Source organism: Acinetobacter sp. SH20PTE14, from assembly GCF_021391555.1.
Classification (GTDB): domain Bacteria; phylum Pseudomonadota; class Gammaproteobacteria; order Pseudomonadales; family Moraxellaceae; genus Acinetobacter; species Acinetobacter amyesii.
Map to the genome: position 1 here is coordinate 2,889,132 of NZ_CP090067.1, position 26,485 is coordinate 2,915,616.

Sequence of the window (26,485 nt, forward strand, 5' to 3'; positions counted from 1 at the left end):
AATAAATGAGAAGTGTTTTCATTTGCAACTATTAATTCGTCAGTTTTAATGACTTTTTTTAATCATAATATAAAAAAGGCATACCTAAAGTATGCCCTTTTATTCAAAAATTCATCTCGTTTTATTGAAATACAACAGTTTTATTACCATCGACAATAATACGATCTTCAAGATGCCATTTGACTGCACGTGCGAGTACATTACGCTCTACGTCCTGACCTAACTCACGCAATTGTTCAACGGTAAAGTCGTGACTGACACGCTCTACGTCTTGCTCAATAATCGGACCTTGGTCAAGATCAGCAGTCACATAGTGCGCTGTTGCACCAATCAGTTTCACGCCTTTTTCATGCGCTTGCTTATATGGGTTTGCACCAACAAAGGCTGGGAGGAATGAATGGTGAATATTGATCACTTTCATTTCCCATTTTTGAACAAATTCTTCGTCTAAAATTTGCATATAACGAGCAAGAACGAGCAAATCATTGCCTTGCATCAACTGATCAATTTGCTCATAAGCTTCACGTTTGTTTTCTTTATTCACAGGAACAACTTCAAACGGAATACCGAAATTTTCTACAGATTCACGTAAAGCCTCGTGATTAGACACGACTTTGGTGATTTCACATGGCAAACCACCACGTGCATGACGCCACAACAGTTCAAGCAATGCATGGTCAACTTTAGACACCAAGATACCGACTTTCTTCACATCACTGACTAAAGCTAAACGCCAGTGCATGTTGTAACGCTCAGCAACATTGCTCGCAAATGTTTGAGTTAGACTTTCTTTACGGCTTTGTAAATTGTCCAATTCGAACTCAACACGCATGAAGTATCGCCCCCCTTGAGCTTCAGTCGCGTATTGATCAAGTGCGGTAATATTTGCTCCCTGATGATACAAAAAGCTCGATACAGCTTGCACAATCCCTGGTTTATCTTCACAGGTAATGAGTAAGCGTGCTGTGTTAGCGGTCGACATATTCATGTTGGTTTATATCACTAATCAGTTAAATTGAAAAAAGAGCCGAGTATTCTAACGCTTTTTAAAGCCAGACTAAATAGTCTTATTCAGTAACCTGATGCTTTACGTTTGAAAGACTTGCAAATAAGTCCGACGGCCCTAAAGTTTCGAGCAGTCGCTCATAGGTTTCACGGCTTTCACCACGTAGATATGCGCCTTCTAAGAACACCATTTGTCGCAGTGCTTGCCACACCCACTTTTCTTCCAAAGTGTTGGAGTCAGTAATATGGCCCGACATATAAAGGAAGTTGGTCCAGTTGGTCAGCACGATCCACAAGTTAATGGTTAAGGCCTCAATTTCAGAATCGGTCATCTGCATTAAGCCTGCATCAACAAAGGCACGATAAATTTTCTGCCCTTGTTGCATGACTTGACCGGCAAAACGTGGATACATTTTACGGAAATCTTCATTATTTTCGACCAAGTGATAAACATCACGATGTAAAAAGCGATAAGCCCATAATTGGCTACTTAATACTTGAAAATAGCGAATTTTATCATTGGCATCTAATTGACGATCATCAGGAAGCGCTAACATTTCTAGCGTTTCTTGCTGATATTGCTCCATTAATTCCTTAATAATTTCACTTTTATTTCGGAAATGGTAATACAAGTTACCTGGGCTCATTCCCAGTTCAGCAGCAATATGATTGGTTGTCACTGAACGCTCGCCACGCTCATTAAACAACTGCAAACTCAGCTGCAAAATACGTTCTTTCGTTTTTAAGGTTTTGGTGTGAGACATCCTAAAACAACCATTTATTTCAAAGCATTAGAACACTAACACATAAAGTAACTTGACTATTTAGAGTATTTGCTCTAAAAATTAATTAATCGCTAATTTGGATATGGTCGTGCGACATGAATAGTCAAACAAAAACAACTTCAATGACACCACATTCTTTTGATCACCAGCATCTCAACAATATGTTGGAACAGCAGAAACAATCGTATTTACGTTACCCATTGCCTACAGCGAAGGAACGTATTGACCGTTTGGCTCGGCTTAAGCGTATCTTAGTTAAGTATCAAGATCAATTTGCTGATGCAATTAATCAAGATTATGGTAACCGTTCTATTGGTGAAACCAAGATTGGTGAGTTGCTCACATGTCTTGAACACATCAAATATTATAGCAAGCATTTGACAGACTGGATGAAACCATCCAAACGCCATGTCGGAATTATTCATCAACCTGCAAAAGCATGGGTGCAATATCAACCACTTGGTGTCGTCGGCATTATTACGCCATGGAACTACCCACTGCTTCTTTCTATAGGTCCACTGATTTGTGCTTTGGCTGCGGGCAACCATGCCATGATCAAAATCTCGAGTGCCTCTGCGGCATTCGGTGATGTATTAGAAAAAGCCCTCGCAGAAGCATTTCCTCAAGAATTGGTCGCAGTCGTCAACGGTGGTGGCCCAATTTCAGATGCGTTTAGTCACCTTGCCTTCGATAAAATGATTTTTACTGGCTCAACCAATGTCGGTAAAACCGTCATGGCGGCAGCGTCTGAAAACTTAGTTCCTGTGATTTTAGAATTAGGCGGAAAGTCACCTGTATTGGTTCATCCGTCTATTGACCTTGCGGATGTTGCACAGCGTCTTGCGGTTGGTAAACTTTGGAATGCAGGTCAAACTTGTGTTGCACCTGATTATGTGTTCTTACCTCGTGGTAAAACTGCTGAATTTTTAAATCACTATAAAGTGTGCGTTGAAGCTATGTACCCAAGTATTGCTCATAATCAGGACTACACCTCGATTATTAATGACAAGCAGTACAACCGCCTACAAGGTTATTTAGAAGATGCGCGTGATCAAGGCGCACAAATCATCAGTTTTAACCCACAAAATGAAGATGTGGACGCTGTACGTAAAATTGCACCGACTGTGTTAACAGGTGTCACTCCAGACATGCAAATTATGCAGCATGAAATATTCGGTCCGATCCTTCCGATCATGGAATATGATCAAATTGACGAGGTTATTGCTTTTATTAATAGCCGTCCTCGTCCACTTGCTTTATACTATTTCGACTTTGATCAGGCACGTGCCGACTATGTCGCAACACGTACCCATTCAGGACATTTCGGACAAAACACGGTATTAACCCATGTTGCTCAAGATGACCTGCCGTTTGGCGGTGTGGGGGCTTCGGGTATGGGGAAATATCATGGTCCAGAAGGTTTCTTCAGTTTGTCGCATGAACGCTCGGTGATGTCGAATCCAAAACTCTATAGTTTGAAATTCATTCTTCCACCGTTCAATAAGCCGATCCACAAACTGATTTCGAAGACACTTCTTCGATAAACGATCAAGGCATGAACGATCACACTAGGTGATCGTTCGTTTTATGCAAAATCGCTTGTCTTTTAAGCGCATTTTTGATATAAAACGCCCCTTGAATGAATTCAATGTTTTTTTTGACTGGCCATACAGATTTGCTGTTGGCTAAATCAATGGAGTTACACCATGTCTAAGGTTTGCCAAGTTACCGGCAAGCGTCCAGTCGTTGGTAACAACGTCTCACACGCCAACAACAAAACTAAACGCCGGTTCGAGCCGAACCTGCATCACCACCGTTTTTGGTTAGAAAGCGAAAAACGTTTCGTACGTCTTCGTCTAACTACTAAAGGTATGCGTATTATCGACAAATTGGGCATCGAAAAGGTTGTTGCTGACCTACGTGCTCAAGGTCAAAAGATCTAAGGAGCTACGAACATGCGTGATAAAATTCGCCTAGTTTCTTCTGCTGGTACAGGTTATTTCTACACTACCACTAAGAACAAACGTACTATGCCGGAAAAAATGGAAATCAAAAAATTTGATCCAAAAATCCGTCAACACGTAATTTTCAAAGAAGCTAAAATCAAATAATTTTAGTTTTTTGAAAAAAACGACCTGCTTAGGTCGTTTTTTTTTGCATTTTTTTTATTCGAATTGCTAAACTTTCAAAATGCTTTTGGCACTTTTTGTGCTTGTCTTTTTTACCCTTAACTTAGGCTTAAGGAGTTTTTAGTGCCTCATGATGTAGAACTCATAATATTACTTGCTGTTGGCTTTGGTTTTGCCTTAATTTTTGGCTATATAGCTGCGCGCCTGCGACTTCCTCCCCTCATCGGCTATCTGATTGCCGGTATTATTATTAGCCCAAATACGCCTGGAGTAGTTGGTGACATCCATCTCGCTAACCAGTTGGCCGAACTCGGTGTCATGTTCCTGATGTTTGGCGTGGGTATGCACTTTTCACTCAATGATTTGATGCAAGTCCGTCGTATTGCTTTGCCCGGTGCCATTTTACAAATTGCAGTGGCGACCTTACTGGGTATGGGAATTTCCATGCTTTGGGGCTGGAGCATGGGCTCAGCCTTAGTGTTTGGCTTAAGTTTGTCGTGTGCAAGTACTGTCGTTCTACTCAAAGCCTTAGGTGATCGCGGCTTACTCAACTCCGTCAATGGTAAAATTGCCGTGGGTTGGCTATTGGTTGAAGACTTGGTGATGGTTTTGGTCCTCGTCCTTCTGCCTGCTACTGCCGTACTGCTTGGCGGTCAACCGCTCACATCAAGCAGTGCTGATGAAAATATTTGGCTGACCTTAGGTCTAACTTTACTCAAAGTTGCTGGCTTTATTGCCTTCATGCTGATCATTGGTAAACGCTTAGTGCCAATGATTATGCAAGTGGTTGCACGCTTAGGCTCACGTGAATTATTCACGCTTACCGTGGTTGCAGCAGCCGTGTCTATTGCCTTTGGTGCCTACAAGGTATTTGGTGTATCCATGGCACTGGGCGCATTTTTTGCCGGCATGGTGGTCAAAGAGTCGGACTTTAGTCATCGTGCAGAAGAAGAAACTCTGCCGCTTCGTGAAATTTTTTCGATTTTGTTTTTCGTCTCCGTCGGCATGCTGTTTGATCCACGGATCTTGATTGAACAACCGCTTCACGTCTTAGCTGTGGTCGGCATTATCATGATTGGTAAGACCATCGCTGCAATGGCGTTGGTGTTGTTCTTCCGTTACCCCATCAATACCGCATTAACCGTTGGGGCGAGTTTGGCGCAGATTGGTGAGTTCTCGTTTATTTTGGCGACCTTAGGTGTATCTCTAAACCTCCTTTCCATGGAAGGACAAAACCTGATATTGGCAGGTGCATTAATCTCGATTACGCTAAATTCATTTGTATTTTCTGCCATCGAGCCTATGCAGCGACTCATCCGTGAGCGCTCGAATTTGGCCCGTTTACTGGAACGTAGTAGTGACCCATTAGCCATGTTGCCGGATGAGGTCTCACAGGATTATCTGCGTGATCAGGTGGTGCTGATTGGTCATGGTGAAGTCGGTCGCCGTATTACCCGCGAATTAATGAATGAAAACATTAAAGTGGTTATTGCTGAAGAAAACCGTGAAATCGTGGAAAACTTGCGGGAAAAAGGCATCGCTGCGGTATCCGGTGTAGCAACAGAACCTGGGGTTTTAATTCAAGCGCATATTCAACACGCACGCCTTTTGGTCATTTCACCTATGGATATTTTAGATATTCATAAAATTGTCGATATTGCCAAAATGCTGAATCCTTCTATCCAAGTATTGGTGTGTGCGGAAAGTAAAGAAGAAGCTGAAGTCATTCGTCGTGACAATGTCGGTGAGGTTTATTATGCCAAAGAGGAAATGGCGAAAAATATGAGCAATCATATTTTAAATCAAATCCAAATTGCCCATCACCAAACACCGACACACTAAGATGTCAAATTAAGCGCTTAAAGGTGATACCAAAAAGGCGATGCATTTAAGCATCGCCTTTTTTTTAATGGATATAATTCATTAATTTTAAAATTACAAATAATTGAATTTAAAAAATATATTGATAAAATAAGCATCAAACGAAGCATCATGTTAAATACTTCAAACAAGATACGAGATAAACATGTTCATTCTCTATTTAGGCTTTGCCATTATTTTAATTGGCGGTCTGGGCTTTCTCATCGCTGCATTTAAAACCAGTATTTTATGGGGACTGGGCTGTCTATTGTTTTATCCCATTTCCATCGTCTTTCTGATTCTGTATTGGCAAGATGCCAAAAATCCTTTTTTCTTACAGCTCATCGGGGTCTTTATTGTATTTTTAGGTTCGATACTGATCTCACCTACTGAACTGGGCACAGTCTAAGTGCCATTTTGGGTATAAAAAAACGCACCGAAAGGTGCGTTTTCATCATGATCTAAAAATCAGTGCCTATATGATTAGCTCATATATTTAGGCTTTTCATCGACCACTTCGGCATGCCATTCATCCACTTGTTTTTCTAACAAACCAAACAATGCAGCCTGAATCATTTGCTGAGCGATCACACTCATTTGATCGCCCAAAATATTGCGTAATTCTTCATTGAATTGGATAGTCACCAAAGGCTCTTTTTCTGAGCCTGCATTACGCAATGCCAACTCACCACCTTCCAATTGAACCAGCTCTAAAATTGCTTCCTGGTTCCCAAAGAGTTCTTTCAACTGTTCTATAGACATATATCCCTCCATGCGCAACATGGTGATAAAGGCATCTGCACTTTGTATTACTTAGATAATCTTATATCGGGTTAAATAAATTTATTTCAAGTAGCAATAGTCCGATTAGAACTCCACCATCTCGTTACGAAATCCATCAATTAATTGAGTTAGATCACGATGCCATTCACGCAAAATAGCGGTATCTGGCAACCATGCTTGCGGTGTTTGGGTAACTTTAATAATTAAATTTGAAGACGTTTCATCTTCTGGCTCTGGTGCAGACGGTTCAGGTGCATATTGACACATACGATGTGCGCGTTTCAGCTCTGCAATAAAGCCCTGCTTTGCCAATTGCTGCATAACAGTCACTTCAGGTGATACCTGACCTTTTTCAGCCATCAGCGTTTCAATCGACTTTAACGTGGGCGCAGGCTCATTTAAACGATAGTAACGCACCAACTCTTGTAAAAACGCAAGTACTGCACCATGCAAATGAAAAACTGCTGCTTCGCGATAAGCCTGAGCTTGTTGAACATGATCAGTCTGCTCGGCTTGCTGACATGCAAGACGGGTAAAATATAACTTTTGATTGGTACGATCAGCATGAAAGCGAGCAACACGAGACATGAACAATTTCCTAAATTTTGGCGTTTTTCTACAGGAACAAGCTTAAACGGATTTTTAGGAAATTCACAATAAATATTATGGATGATCGAATTCAATGAAATAAATGTCACGCTTGGCGGGAACAGGCATATCCCAATGGATCATCCTGATATTTTCCAGATGCCAAGCCCAGTACTATGCTGCCCAATATGTCGCCTGCGCTTGCTCTACCTCTGTTTCAGTCCATGCATGAACGTCATATACATCGACCATCGCCACTGCACGTCCAATATCTTCATCTCCGCTTTCATGTAAGTAGCGTTGATTTTCCACGATCACTAAATCTTTTAAAGGCAAATGTTCGGGCTGCCATGAGCGGACTTCAAGCGTTTTAAGACCGCACGCAATGTTCAAACCAGATGGCGCAACAATCGACAAAGCCGAGTAGCATTTTTTCATAGATCACCGATAAAAAAAGGAGCGTTACGCTCCTTTTTGAATTTATGCTTTAGGCTTATCTTCAGCCGCTTTTACGCGAATACCCGCACCTTTGACTTTCAAAGTATTCAGGCCTTTAATCGCTTTTACAGCTTCACGACCATTTGGCATTTCGACAAAACCAAACCCTTTCGATTTACCTGTGCTTGCATCCATAACAACAACAGCAGACTCTACTGCGCCAAATGGTTTAAACAGTTCAACCAATTCTGCTTCAGTAACTGAACGCTCTAAGTTACGTACTAAAATTTTCATTCAATCTTCCAAATAGACAGCATCATCAAAAAGCATTTGTCTATTTTGCTTTTTAACTTGCGTGTAAATCACGTCAAAAATCTATTTTAATCGAGATCGATACCAAAATCTAAATTAATCGATTTTCTTTCGATTAAGGCACTTTTTACGGTTTGCTGACGGGTTTTATAGTGTGTTTCCAAACTACATAAATTTCGAGTTAAATCATTCATAAAGTAACTTTCTACTTTACGGCCTTGCTCATCAACAGTTTCACGTGCCCAGTGGTTCAAGTTTTGCTTTGTCAAAATTAATTCATTTTGCGCACGTGTCAGCGCCACATATAACACGCGGCGCTCTTCTTCCACTTCATCGAAATTGCCTTGGGCACGTGCATGCGGGTATTGCCCTGGCGTGACATTCGCCACATAACAGACTTTTTGCTCCGTTCCTTTTGCCGAATGAATGGTAATTAACGTCACGACATCACTATCTGATTGCCGTTCAATTTCAGAAATGGACACAGGATCGAGCACATACTCTTCAAGAAATTCACTGAGCTGTGTATGCTTTGATGCCAGTTGTTTCACCAAATCAAAATCCCCGACACGGCGGTTCCAATCTTTTTTATAGTTTTCTTCTAGCTGCTCAGAAATCGCTTGAACAGCCAAGCTTACACATTCTTTGACCTGATCTTTCAACACCGACATTTGCTTCATCATCAGAATCGCTTGGTCAGGTACTTTGCCAAACTTTTCCAACTTGGTTGCAATGGCTTGCATTTCTGGCTCAAGTAAAATCTGCTGCGATAACTTACTCGCACCTACATCACCCACACCATTCCAGAGCGTCAGAAAACGCATCCATGCAATATCATCTAAGGGATTAGCCACTACACGCAGCACACTGAGCAAGTCTTTTACATGGGCTGTTTCAAGTAATTTCATTCCGCCGATAAAGCGATACGGCACGTTTGCGGCAATACAGGCCGCTTCAATATGACGAGCAGCAAAGCTTGAACGCACAAGCACCATATGATCCGACCATTTGCTGCCTTCGAGGTAATGACGCTCTTTAATATCAATGGCAATCCATTTGGCTTCATCAAACTCATTCGGGAAAATATGCATTTTCGGCTTAATCCCTTCACCACGATAGGCATCTAAGCGTTTGTCATATTTAATTTCGCTTTCATCCAACAACCAATTCGACAAGTCTAAAATTTCTTGGGTTGAACGATAATTTTTTTCGAGTTTGAAAATCTGTGCGTCTGGTACACGCTCTTTGAAATGATGAATGTTTTCAAAGTCCGCACCACGGAAGCCGTAAATCGACTGTGCATCATCGCCGACACAGAACAAACTGACACGTTCTTTTAGTGGCTCAAGTAACGCCCATTGCAGCGGATTGGTATCCTGCATTTCATCAACCAACATGTGGCGACAAATCGAAGCGACATAATCGACCAGTCCATCTGATTCCGCCAAGGCTTTCGCCACAATCGCCAAGATATCGTCATAATCGAGAAAACTACGCGCACGTTTACGAGCTTCGTATTCTTTCATGATATCCGCGATTTGATCTTTCAACGCAAAGTACTCAGGCATTTGCTTTTCCATGGCAATGCTAAGTTTTTGACGCGTATTCCGCGCAAAAGAATATAGATCACAGAGTTCTTTTGGCTTGGGCAAGTGATTGGGGTTTTTCTTATCATCACGGCCACGAATCAGGCGGAACATCATGAGTTGATCATCACGATCAATAATCGAAAACTGTTCTAGACCAAAGGCTTTTGGAATACGGCGCAAGAGGTACATACAAAAGGTATGAAAGGTTGATGCACGTAACCCTTTGGCTTGCTCACCCAGAGCCAGCTCCACACGAGCGACAATTTCACTCGCTGCACGGCGAGTAAAAGTCAAAATTTGAATTTGATTGGCAGGCACGCCTTGATCAATTAAATAAGCTGCACGCGCCACGATGGTTTTGGTTTTACCACAACCTGCTCCTGCCAAAACCAAGCTATGCTGTGCTTCTGTTGTTGCGGCTTGTTTTTGTTGAGGATTTAATTCATCAATCAGGTTGGCTAAACTCATGGTGTCTCATCGTGCTATGTGAATTGGTAGTTTAACAGAGCTACCCTAAATTCACAGCGTAGACGACTACAAAGTGACTCAACTTGACGCGGAAACACACCGTTTTAACCATGACTATTCATTTAAAATTTTCATTGTTTATACAGTAAAAAATCAGTAGATTTACAAATCAATATCATTAGAAAAACAAAGACCTATTTAAATCCATAGGCTTATAACTTTAGAAAATAACCGTCTCTAGGAATCATGACATGTTCAATAGATTTTCACAGCTTTCTCTGTTGGTACTGAGTAGTAGTTTTTTTCCATGTCCAAGTATTCAAGCTGCAGATAAACTTAGCCCCATGACACCTAGTGAGTGCCAAAAAGATTTTAACTTTAGCTCTGAATTTATACTCAAAAATGATGCGGGTATTCGAGCAAAAAACTGGGACAACTATCCAGAAAATATTCAAAAGGTCATAAATGAGCAAAACGCTAAAATTACACAAGTAAATTCGGTCGATGCCTGTAAAGAAATCACCAATCACTTTCTGAAATCTATCCGTAAAGGCCATCTGAGCTTAGGCCGAAAAACCATATCAGAAGCCATCACAGAGAGTTCAACAATACAATCAAGCAATCTCGTGACCACGCAAAAATTATCTGAGCAGACAACCTTAATTACCATCCCAACTTTTGCTCTGTCTGTTCAAGATCAACTTGAAAAGATCATTCAAGACAATCAAAACCAAGTGTTAGACGCACGTTATTTAATTCTTGATCTACGCAAAAACTCAGGCGGATTTGATACATCAGCACAACCCCTTTATCCACTTTTGGGAGCAGCTGAGTATTGGTTTGAAATACCCCAAATTTATGCATCTACAGAAAATATTCAATCATGGAAAGAAACAGCCAAAACCTTACCTGATGGGGAAATCAAGGTAGAATTTAATCGTATGATTGCTAAACTTGAAAGCAATAAAAATAGCTGGGTTGGGATGACGAAGCAGAAAGAGGAAAAATATGTGATCGCCCATTCAGACGTCAAAGCTACGCCCAAAAAAGTTGTTATTCTGTCAGATGAAGAATGCGGTAGTTCGTGTGAAATGTTTATTTTAACCGCACGTCAAAATCCGAATGTTTTAGTCATGGGGCGTAACACTTATGGTGCTTTAGATGCATCGAATATTCGAACCATCAAAACGCCATCTCAACAATTCACACTGTATTATGCAACCACATTTATCCACCGCCGTACGGGGCAGCAAATTGACGACATTGGTATTGCACCTAATATTCGCCTCCCTAAACCGCAAAATCCAACTGAGTACGATGCAGAAGTCACATTGGCACAGCACTATTTAGAAAATCGCTTATAGAAGTAACACTTTTCAGAACCGATCCATCTTAAGAGGAGTAGGTTCTGATCTTTTACATATAGAATTGATGAGATCTGTACAACTTTTTTCTAAGTATGTTTCGGCATTTTTTAATGCATCTTCCAACTTACAATCTGGTGGATTAATCCCAACAATCTGTGTGAAACCTAAATCATAAAGTTCTGTTATTTCCTCACCCACTAGACCAGCAAAGGCGATCACGGGTTTATTAAACTTTTTTGCAACCTGCGCCACACCAAATGGTGTTTTACCTAACTTGGTTTGATGATCAATTTTCCCTTCACCTGTCAGCACATAATCTGCCTGTGCTATTTTTTCCTTCAACTGAGTTTGTTCAATAACCAATTCCACACCTGATTGCATCGATGCACCTGCAAAAGCCATCAACCCAAAACCTAATCCACCTGCAGCGCCTGCACCTACTACATCACGTAAAGTACAACCCAGTGTCGCTTCAACGACATTAGCATAATGATTGAGGTTCTGATCTAACTGACGCACCATCTCCTGCGTTGCGCCTTTTTGCGGGCCAAAGATATGGGTTGCACCATTTTCACCACATAGTGGATTAATGACGTCGCTGGCAATGATAATTTCTGTATGCGCTAAACGTGAGTCGAGCTGCGTCAAATCAAGACTGTTAATTTGATCGAGACAACCACCACAAACTGCTATTTCCAAGCCATTTTCATCTAAAAATTGTGCCCCCAAGGCCTGCGCCATACCTGCACCGCCATCATTGGTCACACTCCCGCCCAAGCCAATGATAATTTTACTTACTCCGAAGTCTAGAGCAGCCTTGATCATTTCGCCCGTACCATAAGTTGACGTCAGTAAAGGATTTCGCTGAGCAATATCGACAAGATGAATACCATTGGCTTTTGCCATTTCAATCACTGCGGTTTTCCCACCGTCGAACAAACCGAAATACGTCGTCACACGTTGATTGGGCAAAGGACCTGTAAGCGCTATCGTCACTTTTTGGCCGTCGCAAGCACTGAGTAACGCATCTACAGTTCCCTCACCACCATCTGCCATTGGCACAGCGATGACATTTGCATCTGGTATGAGCTTTAAAATTGCACGCTGCATCGCGTCACAGGCTTGTTGAGCACTCATACTTTCTTTAAATGAATCGGGCGCAAGAACAAAAGTGGTCATCTAAATGCTCAAAATAAAATTTATCCTCAACCATAACGGTTTTAAAATAGCAGGTATATCTAAAAACATCTGAAAGGTTCGAAATGTCACGAATCAACCTAGGTCAGTCTGCACCTGAGCTATATAAAAAAGTTGCAGAACTTGATGCACTGGCAATGCAAAAAATAAATGAAGCTGGCCTAAGTGAAGGATTAGCTCATTTACTCAAATTACGTGCATCCCAAATCAACGAATGTGCCTTCTATATTCGTATGCATGCACACGATGCACTGAAAACTGGTGAAAGCATTGAACGTATTAGCCTACTCAATGCATGGCGTGAAACTGCGTACTACGATGAAAAAGAACGTGCAGCTTTGAGCTTGATCGAAGCGATCACGTTAATTGCTGAAGGCCAAGTTCCCGATGCAGTTTATGAAGATGCTTTGCCCTTTTTAACAGATGAGCAAATCAGTGCCGTGGAATGGCTGGCTATTGTGATCAACACATGGAACCGAATTGCAATTAGTAGCCGCTATAGCGTGAAACCTTAACGGGTTGTACACATTAAAAGTGAATAAAAAAAGAGTACCTCAGCACTCTTTTTTTATTTATCAGATCCGCAAGCAGTTTACTGCTCTGCTGAGCTTTTCGGCACTTCACGTCGAATATAAGAAGCCAAAGTAAGGTAGTTGACCCCTTGGAATAAAATATCAACCGCCAAGAATAATCCTAATACCCAAAATGGCGCATCAGGCGACATCAAAATGATCACACCCGTAATCAAGGTCAATAGACCTGAAAATAGCGTCCATCCCCAACCTTGAAATGCTCTAAATAGCACAGCATTAAAGATACGAATGACCCCTGCAATGATCAAGATAATCGCCAATAAATTGGTCAGGACAATGGCTGTTTTGACAGGCGTTGTAAATGCATAATAGCCTGCAACCAAATACAGCACACCAAATAGTGCCCAGAACCAGCGGTAACCGCCTTCAAAAATTTTAAATGCTGCGATGAAGTGAATTACGCCACCTAACATCATCAGCACACCAAAAATATAAATTACCGTAAGTGTCGCAAATGGCAAAGCTGCCAAAAGGACCAATCCGAAGACCACCAATAAAGCACCTAAACCGAGATACCACTTACGGTTTTCATGGAGCTGACTGCGAATTAAATCGTTGCCTACTGTTCTCATGTTTTTTCTCAAGTTATTCGTTATTCAATGGATTATGCAACTTCATGATGAAGAAAAATGAAAGAAAAGTCCAAATCTTATCCACACTACCAATTGAAACTGTGGATAAGATACGTTTTATCCACATTATTTTTTCCATCCTACTTCAATCGCTGTGACGTCATTCACCACAGTATCAGCTAAATCTTCAGGCATTTTACTTTGCGTCTGTGAGGTAGGAATATGCCCCGCCATTAATTCAGCTTTGCTTTGTGGAAACAAAGGCTGCCGCTGGGGTTCTGCATAACCGACAGGGAAGATTGGCTGACCTGTGGCCAAATCATATTTATCAGTTGCACCAAAAGCGTGTAATAACTCATGGGCTAAAACGATTTTATTCTGCGCTGTCTGTTTACTCGATGCAAATAAATTCACCGATCCAATTCGACCATTTTCCAAAGCTGTGGAATGTTTAAGTTCTTTGGTTTGGGTCGGATCGTAATAATTTAAAAATAGCGTGACACTCGAAACACCATCTACATTTTCATGCTGCTGCCAAGCATAGTAGCGGAATTTCAAACTCCATAAGATAACGTCCAACATACCGGCGTCATTGGGTACTTTGGGAGGTAAAACTTTCAGCTCACGACCTAACTTAAAATACACATAAGTCGGTTGCCCTCGGTATTTCTGTGCTGTCGCTTGTAAATATTGTTGAACATCATTTAAATCATTGACAGAGAGCTGCTGTATATAAGCTTGAGTGCTCTCTCGACCATCGGCATTAATTGGATGTAACAATACAAAGATCGGTTTACTCCAGTCTTGGTTTTTGTCTTTATAGGCATTGACTGCGACCACTAGTAGAATCAGCAGTAAACACAGTACCCGAATTTTTTTCCACATTCCCCAAGATCTCAATTAATTTTTAGCATTTATTTTCAGAATTAAAACAGAACATCCTTAGAATGTCTTGCTCAATTTAAAAGCTCAATCGATTACTTACTTTAAAAAATCCTTGATCAAAAGACATAAAAAATGCCGACCGAAGTCAGCATTTTATTGATTTTAAAGCTTAAGCCTCAACCCACTTACCATCTTGGTACACCAAAGACCATTTGGTTTGCTTGCCTTCAGCATTTTCAGAACCAATATATTGCGCTTGGTTTTTACGGCTGAATTTCACCAATGTTGGGTTTCCTTCAGGATCGACATCCGGCGCTTGTAAGATGAACTGATATTTTGCATCCAACTGATCTGCGACAGAACGTAGTTCAGCCACTTTCGGTGCACGAGTTTCACGTACTTTCGGGAACTTACTTGCAGCTAAGAATAAACCTGCTGCGCCATCACGAAGAACAAAGAAGTCATCATGTTTGGTTGAACGTAAGTGCTCCATTTTAATCGGATCTACACGTGGAGGTGCAGGCTGACCGCTCTTCAACACTTTACGTGTATTGTCACAGCTATTACATGCAAAATAAGGACCGAAACGGCCTGTCTTCAATTGCATTTCGCCATCACATTTGTCGCACGGAATGGTTGGACCATCATAACCTTTGATTTTGAACTCACCTTCTTCAAGCTCAAAACCAGCACAGTCTGGGTTATTACCACAGATATGTAACTTACGACCGCCATCAATCACATAGCTGTCCATGGCTGTTTCACAGATTGGACAACGTTTTTTCGACATTAAATCTGCTGTTTCTGCCGAGTCATCGTCAGACAATGCAGCCAATGATTCTACAGGTGTCAGGTTTAAAGTTCCCTTACAACGCTCTTTTGGCGGTAAGTTATAACCTGAACAACCCAAGAACACGCCTGTAGTCCCTGTACGAATCTGCATCGGACGGTCACATTCTTTACAGTGCACCGCATCCACTTCTACAGGTAAATTACGGCGCATGCCATTTTCACCCTGAGCTGTGGTTAAGCGTGTTTTAAAATCACCGTAGAAGCTATTGAGTAACTCTTTCCAGTTACGATCACCATCGGCGACTTTATCCAGCTGGCCTTCAAGGTCTGCCGTAAATGCATAGTTCATCAAGTTATTAAAGTTTTCATCGAGACGGTCTGTCACGATTTCACCCATTTTCTCGGCGAACAAACGACGGTTATCGAGCTTCACATAACCACGGTCTTGAATGGTTGAGATAATCGCAGCATACGTCGATGGACGACCAATCCCTTTTTTCTCAAGCTCTTTGACCAATGATGCTTCAGTGAAGCGCGCAGGTGGTTTAGTAAAGTGTTGCGATGGATCTAATTTTTCAAGCTTGAGTACTTCCCCAACTTTTACAGCAGGTAGCAGTACATCATCATCCGATTTGTTTTGGCCACGCACTTTAGTGAAACCATCAAAGACCAGTGTACGGCCTTTGGCTTTGAGTTCGACGCCATTGGCATTGACTAAAATCGTTGATGATAAATATTCTGCAGGGGTCATTTGACATGCAACGAACTGACGCCAGATCAGGTCATAAAGACGCTGCGCATCACGCTCTACACCCACCAAACTATCGCCTTTTAGCGCTACATTTGATGGACGAATCGCTTCATGGGCTTCTTGCGCACCAGCTTTATTACCATAACGGTTTGGTTTTGCCGGTAAATATTTTTCACCAAACTCAGTTTCAATATGACCACGAACCATATTCACAGCGTCATCACTCAAGAATGTGGAGTCTGTACGCATGTAAGTAATAAAGCCGGCTTCATATAGGCGCTGTGCCAACATCATGGTTTTTTTCACAGAAAAACCTAAACGTGTACTTGCTGCTTGTTGCAGTGTAGACGTGATGTAAGGCGCACTTGGATTAACCTTGGTTGGTTTGTCTTCACGTGCTGAAACTGTGTAGTCGGCATCTTTAATCAGGTTCAGTAAAGCATCCGTTTCAGCTTTATTGTGCAGTTTTAAAGTCTTGCCATTTTGCTTCACCGCTTCTAAGCGGATGTCGTCTTTCTTCGACTTGGTATCTGCAAAAACTTGCCAAAATTCTTCTGGAACGAAGGCACGAATTTCACGTTCACGCTCAACCACAAGTTTAACAGCCACAGATTGCACACGACCTGCCGATAAACCACGGGCGATTTTTTCCCATAAGAGTGGCGAGATCATAAAGCCCACAATACGGTCGAGGAAACGACGGGCTTGCTGAGCATTGACTTTATCTGTATCGAGGCGAGAAGGATGTTTAAACGCTTCTTGGATGGCATTTTTGGTAATTTCGTTGAACACCACACGTTGATAACGTGAGTCGTCACCGCCAATCACTTCTTTTAAATGCCAAGCAATTGCTTCTCCTTCCCTATCCATATCCGTTGCGAGATAGACCTCGTCAACTTGCGATGCAAGCTTTTTCAGTTCCGCAACAACATGTTCTTTACCCGGTAGGACTTCGTACTGTGCCTTCCAGTCATTTTCAGGGTCTACACCCATACGATTAACCAAAGCTTTTTGTGCTTTTTTGGCTTTTTCAGCTTCAGTTAATTTTGCACGAGTTACTGGCTTTTTCTCTGCTGTTTTACTCGAGCCGCCTGTAGGTAAATCACGGACATGACCCACCGATGATTTCACGATGTAATCAGAGCCCAAATATTTATTGATTGTTTTCGCTTTTGCAGGCGATTCCACAATCACTAACGCACGCTTTTTCCCAGCATCGGCAGATTTTGCTGTGGTACTTTTAGATGTGGACCGAGGAGCGTTCGCCATAGTTAACCATCATTCCTGTTTAATAGGTTTTTTAAAATTTAAAGTTCAGCCAATGAATGTAAAAATGCTTTCATATCATCAAGCTGTGTGGCTCTTAAGTCAGATTCTTCGTTCCAAAAGAGTCCTACACAGTTTGCCTGCATATCAATAGCATAAATGCCCTTTAATGTAATGGCTAAATCCTTGAACTTGTCATCACCATGCACCAGTTCAAGTTTGTCATCGACTACTAAAGCACGCATTAAAGGCAAACGCGCATCTGGAATCAGCACACTGTAATACGCCACCATACTGGCACGTTTTTCAGATGCCATTGGAATCTTGGTCCAAGCAGGTGCAGCCACTAAACGTGGGTGCAGCCCCATCTTACGCGCCTTCTCACGCATAATGCCCAGAGCTTTTTCTCTAGGATTTACTCGAAGTCCAAAAATCGACCCAAGTACAAAGACCACAATAAAAACGGTAACCCAGATTCCAGTATTTTCCATAGCACAACCTTTATATTCCTTTATTAGAGTTGCATAAGCGCAATATAAAACGCAAGTTCACTCGATAAAATTAATTCAGGAACATCTCGTGGCTATACAGCACTTCGTGACCATTCCAGTAGATATATCCTTTTTCGATCAACTCTTTAAGTAATAATCGAACGTCAGATTGTGGGAACATTTGCTCCAATAAATCACGTAAGGCATAGATATCTTTTGGTTTATTTGACTTTAATTCATGCAATTTTCGGATCACTTCCATTTGCACAGGATCAATCTTATTGAAATTTTTAAATAAGCCTTGCTGTGCAGCCTGAATCATCGACGCCGTATCATCAGTATTTGAGGTTTGTTCTTCGAGTGAAGCAGTAAATGCATTCAGGTCTGTTTTTATCGGCAATGCTGTTTCAGCCGTCGCATTTAAATCTAGCTGCACCCATTGTTTGAGTACTTTTTTTCGAATCGAAATTTGCTCATCAAAGCGTTTGACGATTTTTAGATTGATCAACATACCGACCAAATGCTGAGCTTTTTCGCTAGAGACTTGCAAAATATTCATCAGCGAATTTTTCAGTTTATCCAAACTGTTGGGCTTGCCACTGAGTTTTTCCAGACCATCACAATAGTGTTTAATCAGTAATAAATCAGGTTTATTCCGAATGGTTTCTAGGTCAGGAATTTTATACTTCACTTTATGTGAAACTTCTTGTTCTGACTGAATTTGAATGAGATGTGCGCTGAGTCCAGAGCCGTCCAATTGTTCTATCAATAAGCCAATATCCGGCATCGCTGAAATCACTTCAATATGCGCATCTGGATCCATCAAGGCCATCAGTTGCCCCACAATCACCGCATATTCAAATTCTTTTTGCGGCGTTTCTGGAATATCCAAAACCACCAATTGACCACTCGCGATCCACCCTGCAATTTCAGTTAAATCTTCAAGTGCATATTCAAATTTTCCACTGCAGCTAAACACATACAAAGTACTGTAATGTTCAATGATATTGCGCAATAGATTTGCTGTGGGCGGGTTATTTTCCAAATCTAGCAGGACAACTTTTTGACTCATGAGATGAAATAATGGGTTTCGATCAGCAGATGCGGTGCATTAGACCTGTCACACTGCAAAAGGTCAAATAAATTTACACCAATCCACAGCTTTGGCCCTGATTCGTCATCTGCCTGTCATTCAATAGTGACATTAATAATGCGGTGGGCGGTTGGTCATTGGGTCAAATGCCGCAATACCTTCAGATAAATCTGCCGATTCAATACGACGATACAACATCTGCATTTGTTTCTTTAAATCAGCGATTTCGGCGTTTTGACGCGCAACTTGATCATTCAGTTGGTCAACTAAATCATCTAAAAATGCAATTCGGACTTGCAAATCTTCAATGGGTGCGGAAAATGACGCCTGTTCATCAAGATTTTGTTGTGTAGTCAATTTACACTCCTCATATAAGATTTCAGGAAACATTATGGCCTATATTACTTTAAGGGACGTCCAGCTTGCATTTGGCGGACCTTCCCTACTCGACGGCGCGAACTTCAGTTTAGAACGTGGCGAGCGAGTGTGTCTAATCGGTCGTAATGGTGAAGGTAAGTCTACTTTACTTAAACTGATTGAGGGAACTTTATTGCCAGATGGCGGTGAAGTTTCATTGCAAAACGGCATTACGATTTCAATGCTTGCTCAAGATGTACCCATGGATTCGGGCAAAGTTGCTGATATTGTTGCCGATGGTGCAGGTGAAGCTGCAACTGTATTACGTGCTTATCATGAAGCCAGCGAAGCCTGCGTACTTGGTGATATGGACGCCTGTGAGCGCATGGGTAACCTACAACATCAGATGGATCAAATGGATGGCTGGTCACTTGAAACCAAGGTGAATGCTATCCTCAGTAAAATGGGCCTAGACCCAGAAGCTGACCTTGCAGATTTGTCTGGTGGTCGTAAGCGTCGTGTTCTATTGGCACGTGCTCTCTTAACGCAGCCCGATGTATTGCTACTCGACGAACCAACTAACCATTTGGACGTTGAAAGTATTGAATGGCTCGAAAAATTCCTGCTTGATCAAAACAACTTAACCCTGTTGTTTATTTCGCATGACCGTTCATTTGTCGACAGCATCGCAACCCGTATTGTGGAACTTGACCGCGGTATTTTGCGTAGCTATGAAGGTAACTATTCACGTTACCTCGAACTCAAAGCTCAGCAAATGGAAGCGGAAGAAAAGCAAAATGCGCTATTCGATAAAAAACTCGCTGAAGAAGAAGTGTGGATTCGTCAGGGCATTAAAGCGCGTCGTACCCGTAACGAAGGTCGTGTTCGTGCCCTAAAAGCATTGCGTGAAGAGTCTAAAGCACGCCGTTCACAACAAGGTAAAGTGAGCATGGCAACGCAAGATGCGCAGCGCTCAGGTAAAGTGGTCTTTGAAATTGAAAACTTAGCTGTACAATTTGGCAACAGCTCACCAATCATCAAAGATTTCTCGGCACTGGTATTACGTGGTGACCGTATCGGCTTAGTCGGTGACAACGGTGTAGGTAAAACCACTCTCATCAAAGCTATTTTGGGTGAGCAAGAACATACTGGTACTGTGAAAACAGGTACACAACTTGAAGTTGCTTACTTTGATCAGCTTCGAAATGCACTTGATCTTGAAAAATCAGTGAAAGATAACGTCTCTGAAGGCTCAGACCATGTCGATGTCAATGGTAGCCGTCGTCACATCTACAGTTATTTACAAGACTTCTTATTCTCTCCAGAACGCGCACGTACACCGGTTAAAGCACTGTCTGGTGGTGAGCGTAACCGTATTCTGTTGGCTAAGCTTCTACTAAAACCATCGAACCTTATCGTGATGGACGAACCGACCAACGACTTGGATATGGTGACGCTTGAACTGTTGGAAGAAATGCTCAGCGCTTACAAAGGCACACTGTTACTGATTTCGCATGACCGTGCCTTTATGGACAACGTGGTGACTTCGACTTGGGTATTTGATGGTAAAGGTCAAATCGATGAATACATCGGAGGTTACCAAGACTATTTGGAACAGCGTCCTGACCAAACTGTCGTGGATCAAAAAAGCGATGTGAAAAAAGCCATGGCTAAAGCCGAAGCAGCGGCTGCCGCTGCCGTGCCTAAAAAAGTCAAGCTCAGCTATAAAGACCAACGTGCTTTAGAACAACTGCCGACTGAAATTGAAGCATTGGAACAAGAGCAAGCTGAATTGTCTGAAAAATTAGCCGACGGTTCTTGGTTTATGACTGACGCCGATGCTGCCACCAAAGCATCACAGCGTCTTGCTGAAATTGATGACGAAATGTTGGAAAAAATGGAACGTTTAGATGAGCTAGAAACGCTCGCTAAAGGCTAAATCTACAAATATTCCACACAGAAAAAGCCGTATTTCGATACGGCTTTTTTTTGTCATATGACTCGGCTGAATTATTAGATCGGATAACTCAGTTTCAAATTGGAGCATACAGCGTCTGTAAAGATGATTCCGCTAATGCGAAAAGCTTGCTATGGTGACACTCAACATTAGATTGAGTCACGAGCATGCAAATTTCAGATCAAATTGTCTTGGTTACAGGAGGCGCACGTGGCCTCGGTTTGGCAATTAGCCAAACTTTAATAGCTGAAGGCGCACGCGTGGTCGTGAACTATCTATCCAGTCAAACTGCGGCAGAACAGTTGGCGACCGCATTTCCTCAGCAAGTGTTTGCCTATCAAGCAGATGTCACAGATAAAGCTCAAGTAGAACAGCTTTTTGCCGCAGCAGAAGCACATTTTGGTACCACGATCACCTCTGTCGTGAATAATGCCCTCATCCATTTTCAATTTAATGGCGATGCCCGTCCTAAAATGGAAGAACTGACCGCACAGCACTTACAGCAACAATTTGATGGAGCAGTCGTTGCTGCTCTCAACACCACTCAAGCGGCGCTTCCCAATATGAAAGCACAGGGTTTTGGTCGCATTGTCAATATTGGTACCAACCTAGTACAAAACCCCGTCGTGCCTTACCACGACTACACTGCAGCAAAAGCGGCACTTTTGGCCTTCACTCGCACAGCGGCGCATGAGCTAGGTGAGTTTGGGATTAACGTCAATATGCTTTCAGGCGGCTTATTACAAAGCACCGATGCCAGTAAAGCCACACCCGATGCCGTGTTTGATTTAATTGCGGCATCGACACCTTTACGCACAGTGACCACGCCTGAAGAATTTGCTGCAGCCATCATGATGTTCTTGTCCCCTTACTCACGTGCGGTCACAGGGCAGAATTTGATTGTCGATGGCGGTTTAGTCAAAGGTTAAGGCTAGCGCAGCATGAGGTTGAACTTTCTCTTTCAATTCAGCTTCATGCTAAACTGAACCCTATTTTTTAATCTTTGATTTAGCCCTATGAGTCAAAAGCCAACATATCAACCCGGAAAATTCCAATGGTCTTTCTTACTTCCTCAGTATTGGGGAATATGGATAGGGATTGTATTTCTTATGATTTTGGCGATTCTTCCATGGGCAGTTCAGTATCGACTTGGGCAATTCCTCGGTTCTGTTGCATTTAACAATCTTAAGTCACGTCGTAAAACCACGATTCGCAACATGGAAGTTTGCTTTCCTGAATGGACGGCAGAACAGATTGAAGCTAATGCAAGACAGGTTTTTATCGACCAAATGATTGGTATTTTTGAAACCTTAAATGCATGGTACAGCCCGCAATGGTTCAAAAATCGGGTGCAAATCGAAGGCTTAGAACATATTCAAAATGCACAAACTGAAGGCAAAGGTATATTGCTCCTCGGCACACATTCTACCCTGCTCGATGCTGGTGGCTATTTATGCGCACAGTTCTTTGAGCCGGATGTGGTTTATCGTCCGCAAAATAATCCGCTGTTGGATATGTTGATTGTGCGTTGCCGTGCCACCATCTATGCCAACCAAATCGACCATGATGATATGCGTGGCTTAATTCGTAATCTGAAAAATGGCCATGCCATTTGGTACAGTCCTGATCAGGACTTTGGTTTAAAACAAGGGGTCATGGCACCGTTTTTTGGTACTCCCGCAGCCACTGTTACTGCACATCGTCGCTTATTAAAAATTGCTAAAGCCGTGGCGATCCCGTTGTATTTTTATCGCGATGGCGACATCAGCAACCCTCAATATCATGTGCTGATTGAACCTGCTTTGGATAATTTTCCGAGTGAAGATGAAGTTTCGGATGCTGTTCGAACCAATAAAATTATTGAAAATCAGCTACGAATCGCACCGACACAATACATGTGGTTCCATCGCCGCTTTAAAACCCGCCCACAAGGCTATGACAAAATCTATTGAGTTCAACTCAGCACATAAAAAAGAGAAATGCTATGAAAGTAATGCAGCTTTTACCTGAATTGAACAGTGGTGGTGTCGAGCGAGGAACCTTAGAAATAGCTCGTGCTTTAGTGACCGCCGGTCATGAGTCCTTAGTGGTTTCAAATGGTGGTCGCATGGTAACTCAATTGGAAGCTGAAGGTTCAACTCACCTCACGCTCGCAATCCATAAAAAAGCCTTATCAAGCTTATGGCAAATTCGTCCTCTACGTAAACTGATTGAGCAACATCAACCAGATATCGTGCATGTGCGCTCACGTGTCCCCGCGTGGCTCACGCATTTTGCCCTCAAAGGGATTCCAGCTAACAAGCGACCTCACCTGATTTCAACTGTACATGGTTTTTATTCGATTAATCGCTACAGTCAAATCATGACGCAGGCTGAAAAAGTCATTGCGGTCTCGGATAGTGTTGTCAAATACATCACGGACAACTACAAAAACTGTCCTACCAAGGACATTGTGCGTATTTATCGTGGCATTGACCCCGCTGCTTTTCCACATGGCTATCAACCCTCAGCACACTGGCTCAATCAAACCCTAAAAGATTTCCCTGAACTAGAAAATAAGCGTCTGATTTGCTTACCAGGCCGTATCACCCGTTTGAAAGGTCATGAAACCCTGATCCATTTAATGGAACAGCTACAAACACAGTATCCCGACGTACATGCGGTGGTGGTCGGTGGTGCTGATCCGAAAAAAGCGGCTTATTTACAAGAAATGCAAGACAGTATTGCGGCTAAAGGGCTGAGTGATCGGATTACTTTTGTCGGTCATCGTTCAGATATCCGTGAATGGTTAGCTTTTAGCGATTTGGTTTTATCTTTGTCGAGCCAAGCGGAAACCTTTGGACGGACTGTACTCGAAGCACTGTCTGTAGGTACACCTGTGATTGGTTGGAACCGTGGTGGGGTAGCTGAAATTTTATCCAATGTCTATCCGCAAGGTTTAGTCACTGTCGATGATGAAACCCAATTACTCGAAACCTTAAAGTTGCATTTAGACCAACCACAACACGTGCAGCCTATCAGCATGTTTAGTTTAAAAGAGATGTGTGATCAGACTTTGGAGTTGTATACGCAAGTGGTCTCTCAGCATTCAGCTTAATTGACTACACACCATAGATCTTTGCTGTGCAGGATAGCGCTCGGAAAATTTTTTTAATTAAGCACCTAGATCAGCATCTAGAAAGGATATTGTGAATTTCACAATATCTTTTTTTCTATTAGGATTTTTTAACTGGCGATTTAATCCTTCCATTTAGCCCTTCCATACACGGTATCGGGACATCAACCAAAGAATTAGCGGCAACCACATGACATTTAGAATATGTTTCAAACTTTGCCCTATACGCCAAAAGCCTCTATCTAAAATATCATGGCGTGCATTAAACAATTCCAATCCCACTGCGACGACCACAACAGTCCAAATCGCATAAGGTGATTTCAATTGGCGGTGATGGCAAAAGGCCACAAAAAAGAACAGGATTAAGCCAAGATAAATGGAAAGTGCATCGGTGGATAAGTGTGTAATCTGCAATATTTTTTGGTGCCATTCGTACAGCATAGAACGTCTCATACCTATATTTTTATTGGAAATTCATCGTTTTTTTCTTGGCACACTGTATAAAGAAATTGATCAAAAGAAAAGCAAAAAATTCTATATCACAAAAGCAAAACCCGAGTTCTGCATCCTGCAAAACTCGGGTCTATGAGGTTGTGCTTTCACAAGTATTCTTTTTATTTTTTATTGGCTTTCCTTTCCTACATCCGTTCCGTGATGCTTCCATCGGCTTCGTCTTCCTTAGTGGGATGTTCCGTTCCCAGTTCCATGTGCCGATGAACAAAGAATAAGTCAATACACTTGACCTGACCATTCGTCAGAAGCCGAAAGCTGTGTAAGCTATTTCTTACACTTTTCTCTTAAATCAAACAAAATCAAGGTGCCTTCGTACCATCCTTATAATCACGGGCGATTTCATCAGTCACAATCTTCTCCTCTTCCTCAGCTTTTTCTATACCCTCCTGAATTGCCTCTTGCGCTTCTTGTTCATCTTCATCTGTTTGCTCTAATTCTTCTTGGATTTGCTCAAATACCCTGCCTGTTTGCAGCACCACATAGACTGGAAAATGGTCTGAACCGATATTGGGCAAGCGTTCCATATGTACCAATGCAAAATCTGTACTATGAAAAATATGGTCGAGCGACCAACGCAGCAGTGGATAATTGGCATGAAAGGTATTTACGAAATGACGTCCAACACGCGGGTCTAAAAGCCCACTGATTCGTTGAAAGAGTCGTGTAGTACGTGACCATGCCACATCATTCAGGTCCCCCATAACGATGCAACTTTCATCTAAATCTTTAATCTGATCGCCCACAATCAGCAATTCTGCATCGCGTAAAGTTGAATCTTTGGCTTCTGTTGGACTTGGCGGTTTGGGATGTAAACAATACAGTTGAACCTGATTTCCTGATGCTAAGGTGACTCGGGTATGGATCGAAGGAATTTCATCACTGAGAATAAATTTGACTTCAGTTTCACTAAGTTCTAACTTGCTATACAAATGCATCCCATACAAATTATCCAAAGGTACGGGTACGCGATAAGGATAATCAGCTTCAATCACTGCCAATTCATTTTGCCAAGTTTGATCGGTTTCTAGCGTGAGTACTAAGTCAGGTTGATGCTTTTGTATTTGTGCCAATAATAAGTGATATTGAGTATTCGGCGTAAGTACATTTGAGACAATGATTGAAATTTGTTTCTGTTTGTCTAACTGGTCTGAACGAACTTTTTTGACTTGTTTTTTCCAAAGAAAGGTATAAGGCAAAACCATTTTTAATTGATATGCCAAGGCAGCAATCAACCCAATTAAAATGATTTCACGTGCCAAGTCCCATTCGGCATTCCATAAAATTAAGCCTATGAAGGCAAATATGCCCAAAGCCAAGATTTGCAGACGCGGAAAATCTGCACCACGAAACCACCATTCATCTCGTGGTATGAGTGACCAAAATGTCAACCAAATGACGAAGCCAGCCAGTATTTCAATCCAAATCATTACGCCTCCCTTATATTCTTTATTTTTTATTGATTCATAAATTTATATCAGTTTTGCATGTAACATAAACAAGATATATTGCACAATATTATTGGTGTTTTCATTATGTAGCGCTTGCAGTTATGCGCCCTTTTGGTACACTCGAACCCCCT

Annotated in this window: 26 protein-coding genes and 1 pseudogene; 11 read left to right on the top strand and 16 right to left on the bottom strand. The window is 42.0% G+C overall.

Going from position 1 to position 26,485, the window contains the following annotated elements:
* Positions 1-121: 121 nt before the first annotated feature.
* Both purU and LXF01_RS14090 read right to left on the bottom strand, forming a co-directional pair.
* Entirely contained in the window at positions 122-988 is an 867-nt protein-coding gene (purU, locus tag LXF01_RS14085) for a formyltetrahydrofolate deformylase (protein ID WP_078189689.1), read from the bottom strand.
* 79 nt (positions 989-1,067) lie between these two features.
* On the bottom strand, positions 1,068-1,769 hold the full coding sequence (locus tag LXF01_RS14090) for a TetR/AcrR family transcriptional regulator (RefSeq protein ID WP_180034938.1): 702 nt from the start codon (positions 1,767-1,769) through the stop codon (positions 1,068-1,070).
* A gap of 116 nt (positions 1,770-1,885) precedes the next feature.
* On the opposite strand from LXF01_RS14090, the gene LXF01_RS14095 reads away from it, so the two are divergent.
* The 5 genes from LXF01_RS14095 (at position 1,886) to LXF01_RS14115 (ending at position 6,188) form a co-directional block, all read left to right on the top strand.
* Positions 1,886-3,334: a coniferyl aldehyde dehydrogenase gene (locus LXF01_RS14095; protein ID WP_233944588.1), complete on the top strand. Its 1,449-nt coding sequence runs from the start codon at positions 1,886-1,888 to the stop codon at positions 3,332-3,334.
* A 162-nt stretch (positions 3,335-3,496) separates the two neighbouring features.
* Entirely contained in the window at positions 3,497-3,733 is a 237-nt protein-coding gene (gene rpmB, locus LXF01_RS14100; RefSeq protein ID WP_000048256.1) for a 50S ribosomal protein L28, read from the top strand.
* A gap of 12 nt (positions 3,734-3,745) precedes the next feature.
* Positions 3,746-3,901 (top strand): 50S ribosomal protein L33, encoded by a 156-nt coding sequence (gene rpmG, locus LXF01_RS14105; RefSeq protein ID WP_001205031.1) that lies wholly within the window; start codon positions 3,746-3,748, stop codon positions 3,899-3,901.
* 141 nt (positions 3,902-4,042) lie between these two features.
* Positions 4,043-5,761 (top strand): cation:proton antiporter, encoded by a 1,719-nt coding sequence (locus LXF01_RS14110; RefSeq protein WP_233944589.1) that lies wholly within the window; start codon positions 4,043-4,045, stop codon positions 5,759-5,761.
* A gap of 184 nt (positions 5,762-5,945) precedes the next feature.
* Complete coding sequence (locus LXF01_RS14115; protein WP_233944590.1) at positions 5,946-6,188, top strand: hypothetical protein; 243 nt, start codon at positions 5,946-5,948, stop codon at positions 6,186-6,188.
* 74 nt (positions 6,189-6,262) lie between these two features.
* Here LXF01_RS14115 and LXF01_RS14120 read toward each other — a convergent pair whose 3' ends face one another.
* The 5 genes and pseudogenes from LXF01_RS14120 to LXF01_RS14140 form a co-directional block, all read right to left on the bottom strand.
* On the bottom strand, positions 6,263-6,541 hold the full coding sequence (locus LXF01_RS14120) for a hypothetical protein (RefSeq protein ID WP_078192732.1): 279 nt from the start codon (positions 6,539-6,541) through the stop codon (positions 6,263-6,265).
* Between the two features lie 105 nt (positions 6,542-6,646).
* Complete coding sequence (locus tag LXF01_RS14125; protein ID WP_180007168.1) at positions 6,647-7,150, bottom strand: DUF6586 family protein; 504 nt, start codon at positions 7,148-7,150, stop codon at positions 6,647-6,649.
* 75 nt (positions 7,151-7,225) lie between these two features.
* Positions 7,226-7,588, bottom strand: a pseudogene (locus tag LXF01_RS14130) (ASCH domain-containing protein).
* Between the two features lie 42 nt (positions 7,589-7,630).
* Entirely contained in the window at positions 7,631-7,882 is a 252-nt protein-coding gene (locus tag LXF01_RS14135; protein ID WP_078189697.1) for an RNA recognition motif domain-containing protein, read from the bottom strand.
* Positions 7,883-7,968: 86 nt separating this feature from the next.
* A complete protein-coding gene (locus LXF01_RS14140) occupies positions 7,969-9,957 on the bottom strand; it encodes an ATP-dependent helicase (protein WP_168377891.1) in 1,989 nt (662 codons plus the stop codon).
* A 251-nt stretch (positions 9,958-10,208) separates the two neighbouring features.
* Here LXF01_RS14140 and LXF01_RS14145 point away from each other — a divergent pair, with 251 nt between their 5' ends.
* A complete protein-coding gene (locus LXF01_RS14145; protein ID WP_180171784.1) occupies positions 10,209-11,321 on the top strand; it encodes a S41 family peptidase in 1,113 nt (370 codons plus the stop codon).
* Between the two features lie 12 nt (positions 11,322-11,333).
* Here the strand turns inward: LXF01_RS14145 and LXF01_RS14150 are convergent, their stop codons facing one another.
* A complete protein-coding gene (locus LXF01_RS14150; protein ID WP_233944591.1) occupies positions 11,334-12,503 on the bottom strand; it encodes a glycerate kinase in 1,170 nt (389 codons plus the stop codon).
* A gap of 83 nt (positions 12,504-12,586) precedes the next feature.
* On the opposite strand from LXF01_RS14150, the gene LXF01_RS14155 reads away from it, so the two are divergent.
* A complete protein-coding gene (locus LXF01_RS14155) occupies positions 12,587-13,036 on the top strand; it encodes a carboxymuconolactone decarboxylase family protein (protein ID WP_180077903.1) in 450 nt (149 codons plus the stop codon).
* 77 nt (positions 13,037-13,113) lie between these two features.
* Here the strand turns inward: LXF01_RS14155 and LXF01_RS14160 are convergent, their stop codons facing one another.
* The 6 genes from LXF01_RS14160 to LXF01_RS14185 form a co-directional block, all read right to left on the bottom strand.
* The gene (locus tag LXF01_RS14160; protein WP_078189701.1) at positions 13,114-13,686 is read right to left on the bottom strand and encodes an HdeD family acid-resistance protein; all 573 of its coding nucleotides are present in this window, start codon (positions 13,684-13,686) and stop codon (positions 13,114-13,116) included.
* Between the two features lie 126 nt (positions 13,687-13,812).
* Positions 13,813-14,571, bottom strand: coding sequence for a hypothetical protein (locus LXF01_RS14165; protein ID WP_233944592.1), 759 nt, complete (start codon positions 14,569-14,571; stop codon positions 13,813-13,815).
* Positions 14,572-14,740: 169 nt separating this feature from the next.
* Complete coding sequence (gene topA, locus LXF01_RS14170) at positions 14,741-17,383, bottom strand: type I DNA topoisomerase (RefSeq protein WP_233944593.1); 2,643 nt, start codon at positions 17,381-17,383, stop codon at positions 14,741-14,743.
* A 38-nt stretch (positions 17,384-17,421) separates the two neighbouring features.
* The gene (locus tag LXF01_RS14175) at positions 17,422-17,871 is read right to left on the bottom strand and encodes an ammonium transporter (RefSeq protein ID WP_233944594.1); all 450 of its coding nucleotides are present in this window, start codon (positions 17,869-17,871) and stop codon (positions 17,422-17,424) included.
* A 70-nt stretch (positions 17,872-17,941) separates the two neighbouring features.
* Positions 17,942-18,943: a hypothetical protein gene (locus LXF01_RS14180; RefSeq protein WP_233944595.1), complete on the bottom strand. Its 1,002-nt coding sequence runs from the start codon at positions 18,941-18,943 to the stop codon at positions 17,942-17,944.
* Positions 18,944-19,075: 132 nt separating this feature from the next.
* A complete protein-coding gene (locus tag LXF01_RS14185) occupies positions 19,076-19,321 on the bottom strand; it encodes a SlyX family protein (RefSeq protein ID WP_078189840.1) in 246 nt (81 codons plus the stop codon).
* Positions 19,322-19,355: 34 nt separating this feature from the next.
* On the opposite strand from LXF01_RS14185, the gene LXF01_RS14190 reads away from it, so the two are divergent.
* The 4 genes from LXF01_RS14190 to LXF01_RS14205 all read left to right on the top strand — a co-directional run bounded on the left by LXF01_RS14190 (position 19,356) and on the right by LXF01_RS14205 (position 24,375).
* Positions 19,356-21,260 carry an ATP-binding cassette domain-containing protein gene (locus LXF01_RS14190; protein ID WP_180131686.1) on the top strand — a complete coding sequence of 635 codons (1,905 nt, stop codon included), beginning with the start codon at positions 19,356-19,358 and terminating at the stop codon, positions 21,258-21,260.
* A 185-nt stretch (positions 21,261-21,445) separates the two neighbouring features.
* Positions 21,446-22,207: a 3-oxoacyl-ACP reductase gene (locus LXF01_RS14195; protein WP_180026612.1), complete on the top strand. Its 762-nt coding sequence runs from the start codon at positions 21,446-21,448 to the stop codon at positions 22,205-22,207.
* Between the two features lie 87 nt (positions 22,208-22,294).
* Positions 22,295-23,230, top strand: a complete 936-nt coding sequence (lpxL, locus tag LXF01_RS14200; protein WP_233944596.1) for an LpxL/LpxP family Kdo(2)-lipid IV(A) lauroyl/palmitoleoyl acyltransferase — start codon at positions 22,295-22,297, stop codon at positions 23,228-23,230.
* A gap of 32 nt (positions 23,231-23,262) precedes the next feature.
* Positions 23,263-24,375: a glycosyltransferase family 4 protein gene (locus LXF01_RS14205; RefSeq protein WP_233944597.1), complete on the top strand. Its 1,113-nt coding sequence runs from the start codon at positions 23,263-23,265 to the stop codon at positions 24,373-24,375.
* Positions 24,376-24,528: 153 nt separating this feature from the next.
* Here LXF01_RS14205 and LXF01_RS14210 read toward each other — a convergent pair whose 3' ends face one another.
* Both LXF01_RS14210 and LXF01_RS14215 read right to left on the bottom strand, forming a co-directional pair.
* The gene (locus LXF01_RS14210; RefSeq protein WP_233944598.1) at positions 24,529-24,834 is read right to left on the bottom strand and encodes a hypothetical protein; all 306 of its coding nucleotides are present in this window, start codon (positions 24,832-24,834) and stop codon (positions 24,529-24,531) included.
* A 371-nt stretch (positions 24,835-25,205) separates the two neighbouring features.
* Positions 25,206-26,333, bottom strand: coding sequence for an endonuclease/exonuclease/phosphatase family protein (locus LXF01_RS14215; RefSeq protein WP_233944599.1), 1,128 nt, complete (start codon positions 26,331-26,333; stop codon positions 25,206-25,208).
* Positions 26,334-26,485: the final 152 nt, after the last annotated feature.

Excerpts from the sequence above, each read along its gene's own strand:
- lpxL (WP_233944596.1), top strand. The coding sequence starts at position 22,295 with ATGAGTCAAAAGCCAACATATCAACCCGGAAAATTCCAATGGTCTTTC.
- LXF01_RS14145 (WP_180171784.1), top strand. The coding sequence starts at position 10,209 with ATGTTCAATAGATTTTCACAGCTTTCTCTGTTGGTACTGAGTAGTAGT.
- LXF01_RS14090 (WP_180034938.1), bottom strand. The coding sequence starts at position 1,769 with ATGTCTCACACCAAAACCTTAAAAACGAAAGAACGTATTTTGCAGCTG.
- LXF01_RS14125 (WP_180007168.1), bottom strand. The coding sequence starts at position 7,150 with ATGTCTCGTGTTGCTCGCTTTCATGCTGATCGTACCAATCAAAAGTTA.
- LXF01_RS14115 (WP_233944590.1), top strand. The coding sequence starts at position 5,946 with ATGTTCATTCTCTATTTAGGCTTTGCCATTATTTTAATTGGCGGTCTG.
- LXF01_RS14140 (WP_168377891.1), bottom strand. The coding sequence starts at position 9,957 with ATGAGTTTAGCCAACCTGATTGATGAATTAAATCCTCAACAAAAACAA.
- LXF01_RS14095 (WP_233944588.1), top strand. The coding sequence starts at position 1,886 with ATGAATAGTCAAACAAAAACAACTTCAATGACACCACATTCTTTTGAT.
- LXF01_RS14160 (WP_078189701.1), bottom strand. The coding sequence starts at position 13,686 with ATGAGAACAGTAGGCAACGATTTAATTCGCAGTCAGCTCCATGAAAAC.
- LXF01_RS14175 (WP_233944594.1), bottom strand. The coding sequence starts at position 17,871 with ATGGAAAATACTGGAATCTGGGTTACCGTTTTTATTGTGGTCTTTGTA.
- LXF01_RS14205 (WP_233944597.1), top strand. The coding sequence starts at position 23,263 with ATGAAAGTAATGCAGCTTTTACCTGAATTGAACAGTGGTGGTGTCGAG.
- LXF01_RS14155 (WP_180077903.1), top strand. The coding sequence starts at position 12,587 with ATGTCACGAATCAACCTAGGTCAGTCTGCACCTGAGCTATATAAAAAA.
- purU (WP_078189689.1), bottom strand. The coding sequence starts at position 988 with ATGAATATGTCGACCGCTAACACAGCACGCTTACTCATTACCTGTGAA.
- LXF01_RS14210 (WP_233944598.1), bottom strand. The coding sequence starts at position 24,834 with ATGCTGTACGAATGGCACCAAAAAATATTGCAGATTACACACTTATCC.
- rpmB (WP_000048256.1), top strand. The coding sequence starts at position 3,497 with ATGTCTAAGGTTTGCCAAGTTACCGGCAAGCGTCCAGTCGTTGGTAAC.
- LXF01_RS14150 (WP_233944591.1), bottom strand. The coding sequence starts at position 12,503 with ATGACCACTTTTGTTCTTGCGCCCGATTCATTTAAAGAAAGTATGAGT.
- LXF01_RS14180 (WP_233944595.1), bottom strand. The coding sequence starts at position 18,943 with ATGAGTCAAAAAGTTGTCCTGCTAGATTTGGAAAATAACCCGCCCACA.
- rpmG (WP_001205031.1), top strand. The coding sequence starts at position 3,746 with ATGCGTGATAAAATTCGCCTAGTTTCTTCTGCTGGTACAGGTTATTTC.
- LXF01_RS14215 (WP_233944599.1), bottom strand. The coding sequence starts at position 26,333 with ATGATTTGGATTGAAATACTGGCTGGCTTCGTCATTTGGTTGACATTT.
- LXF01_RS14195 (WP_180026612.1), top strand. The coding sequence starts at position 21,446 with ATGCAAATTTCAGATCAAATTGTCTTGGTTACAGGAGGCGCACGTGGC.
- LXF01_RS14165 (WP_233944592.1), bottom strand. The coding sequence starts at position 14,571 with ATGTGGAAAAAAATTCGGGTACTGTGTTTACTGCTGATTCTACTAGTG.
- LXF01_RS14135 (WP_078189697.1), bottom strand. The coding sequence starts at position 7,882 with ATGAAAATTTTAGTACGTAACTTAGAGCGTTCAGTTACTGAAGCAGAA.
- LXF01_RS14120 (WP_078192732.1), bottom strand. The coding sequence starts at position 6,541 with ATGTCTATAGAACAGTTGAAAGAACTCTTTGGGAACCAGGAAGCAATT.
- LXF01_RS14190 (WP_180131686.1), top strand. The coding sequence starts at position 19,356 with ATGGCCTATATTACTTTAAGGGACGTCCAGCTTGCATTTGGCGGACCT.
- topA (WP_233944593.1), bottom strand. The coding sequence starts at position 17,383 with ATGGCGAACGCTCCTCGGTCCACATCTAAAAGTACCACAGCAAAATCT.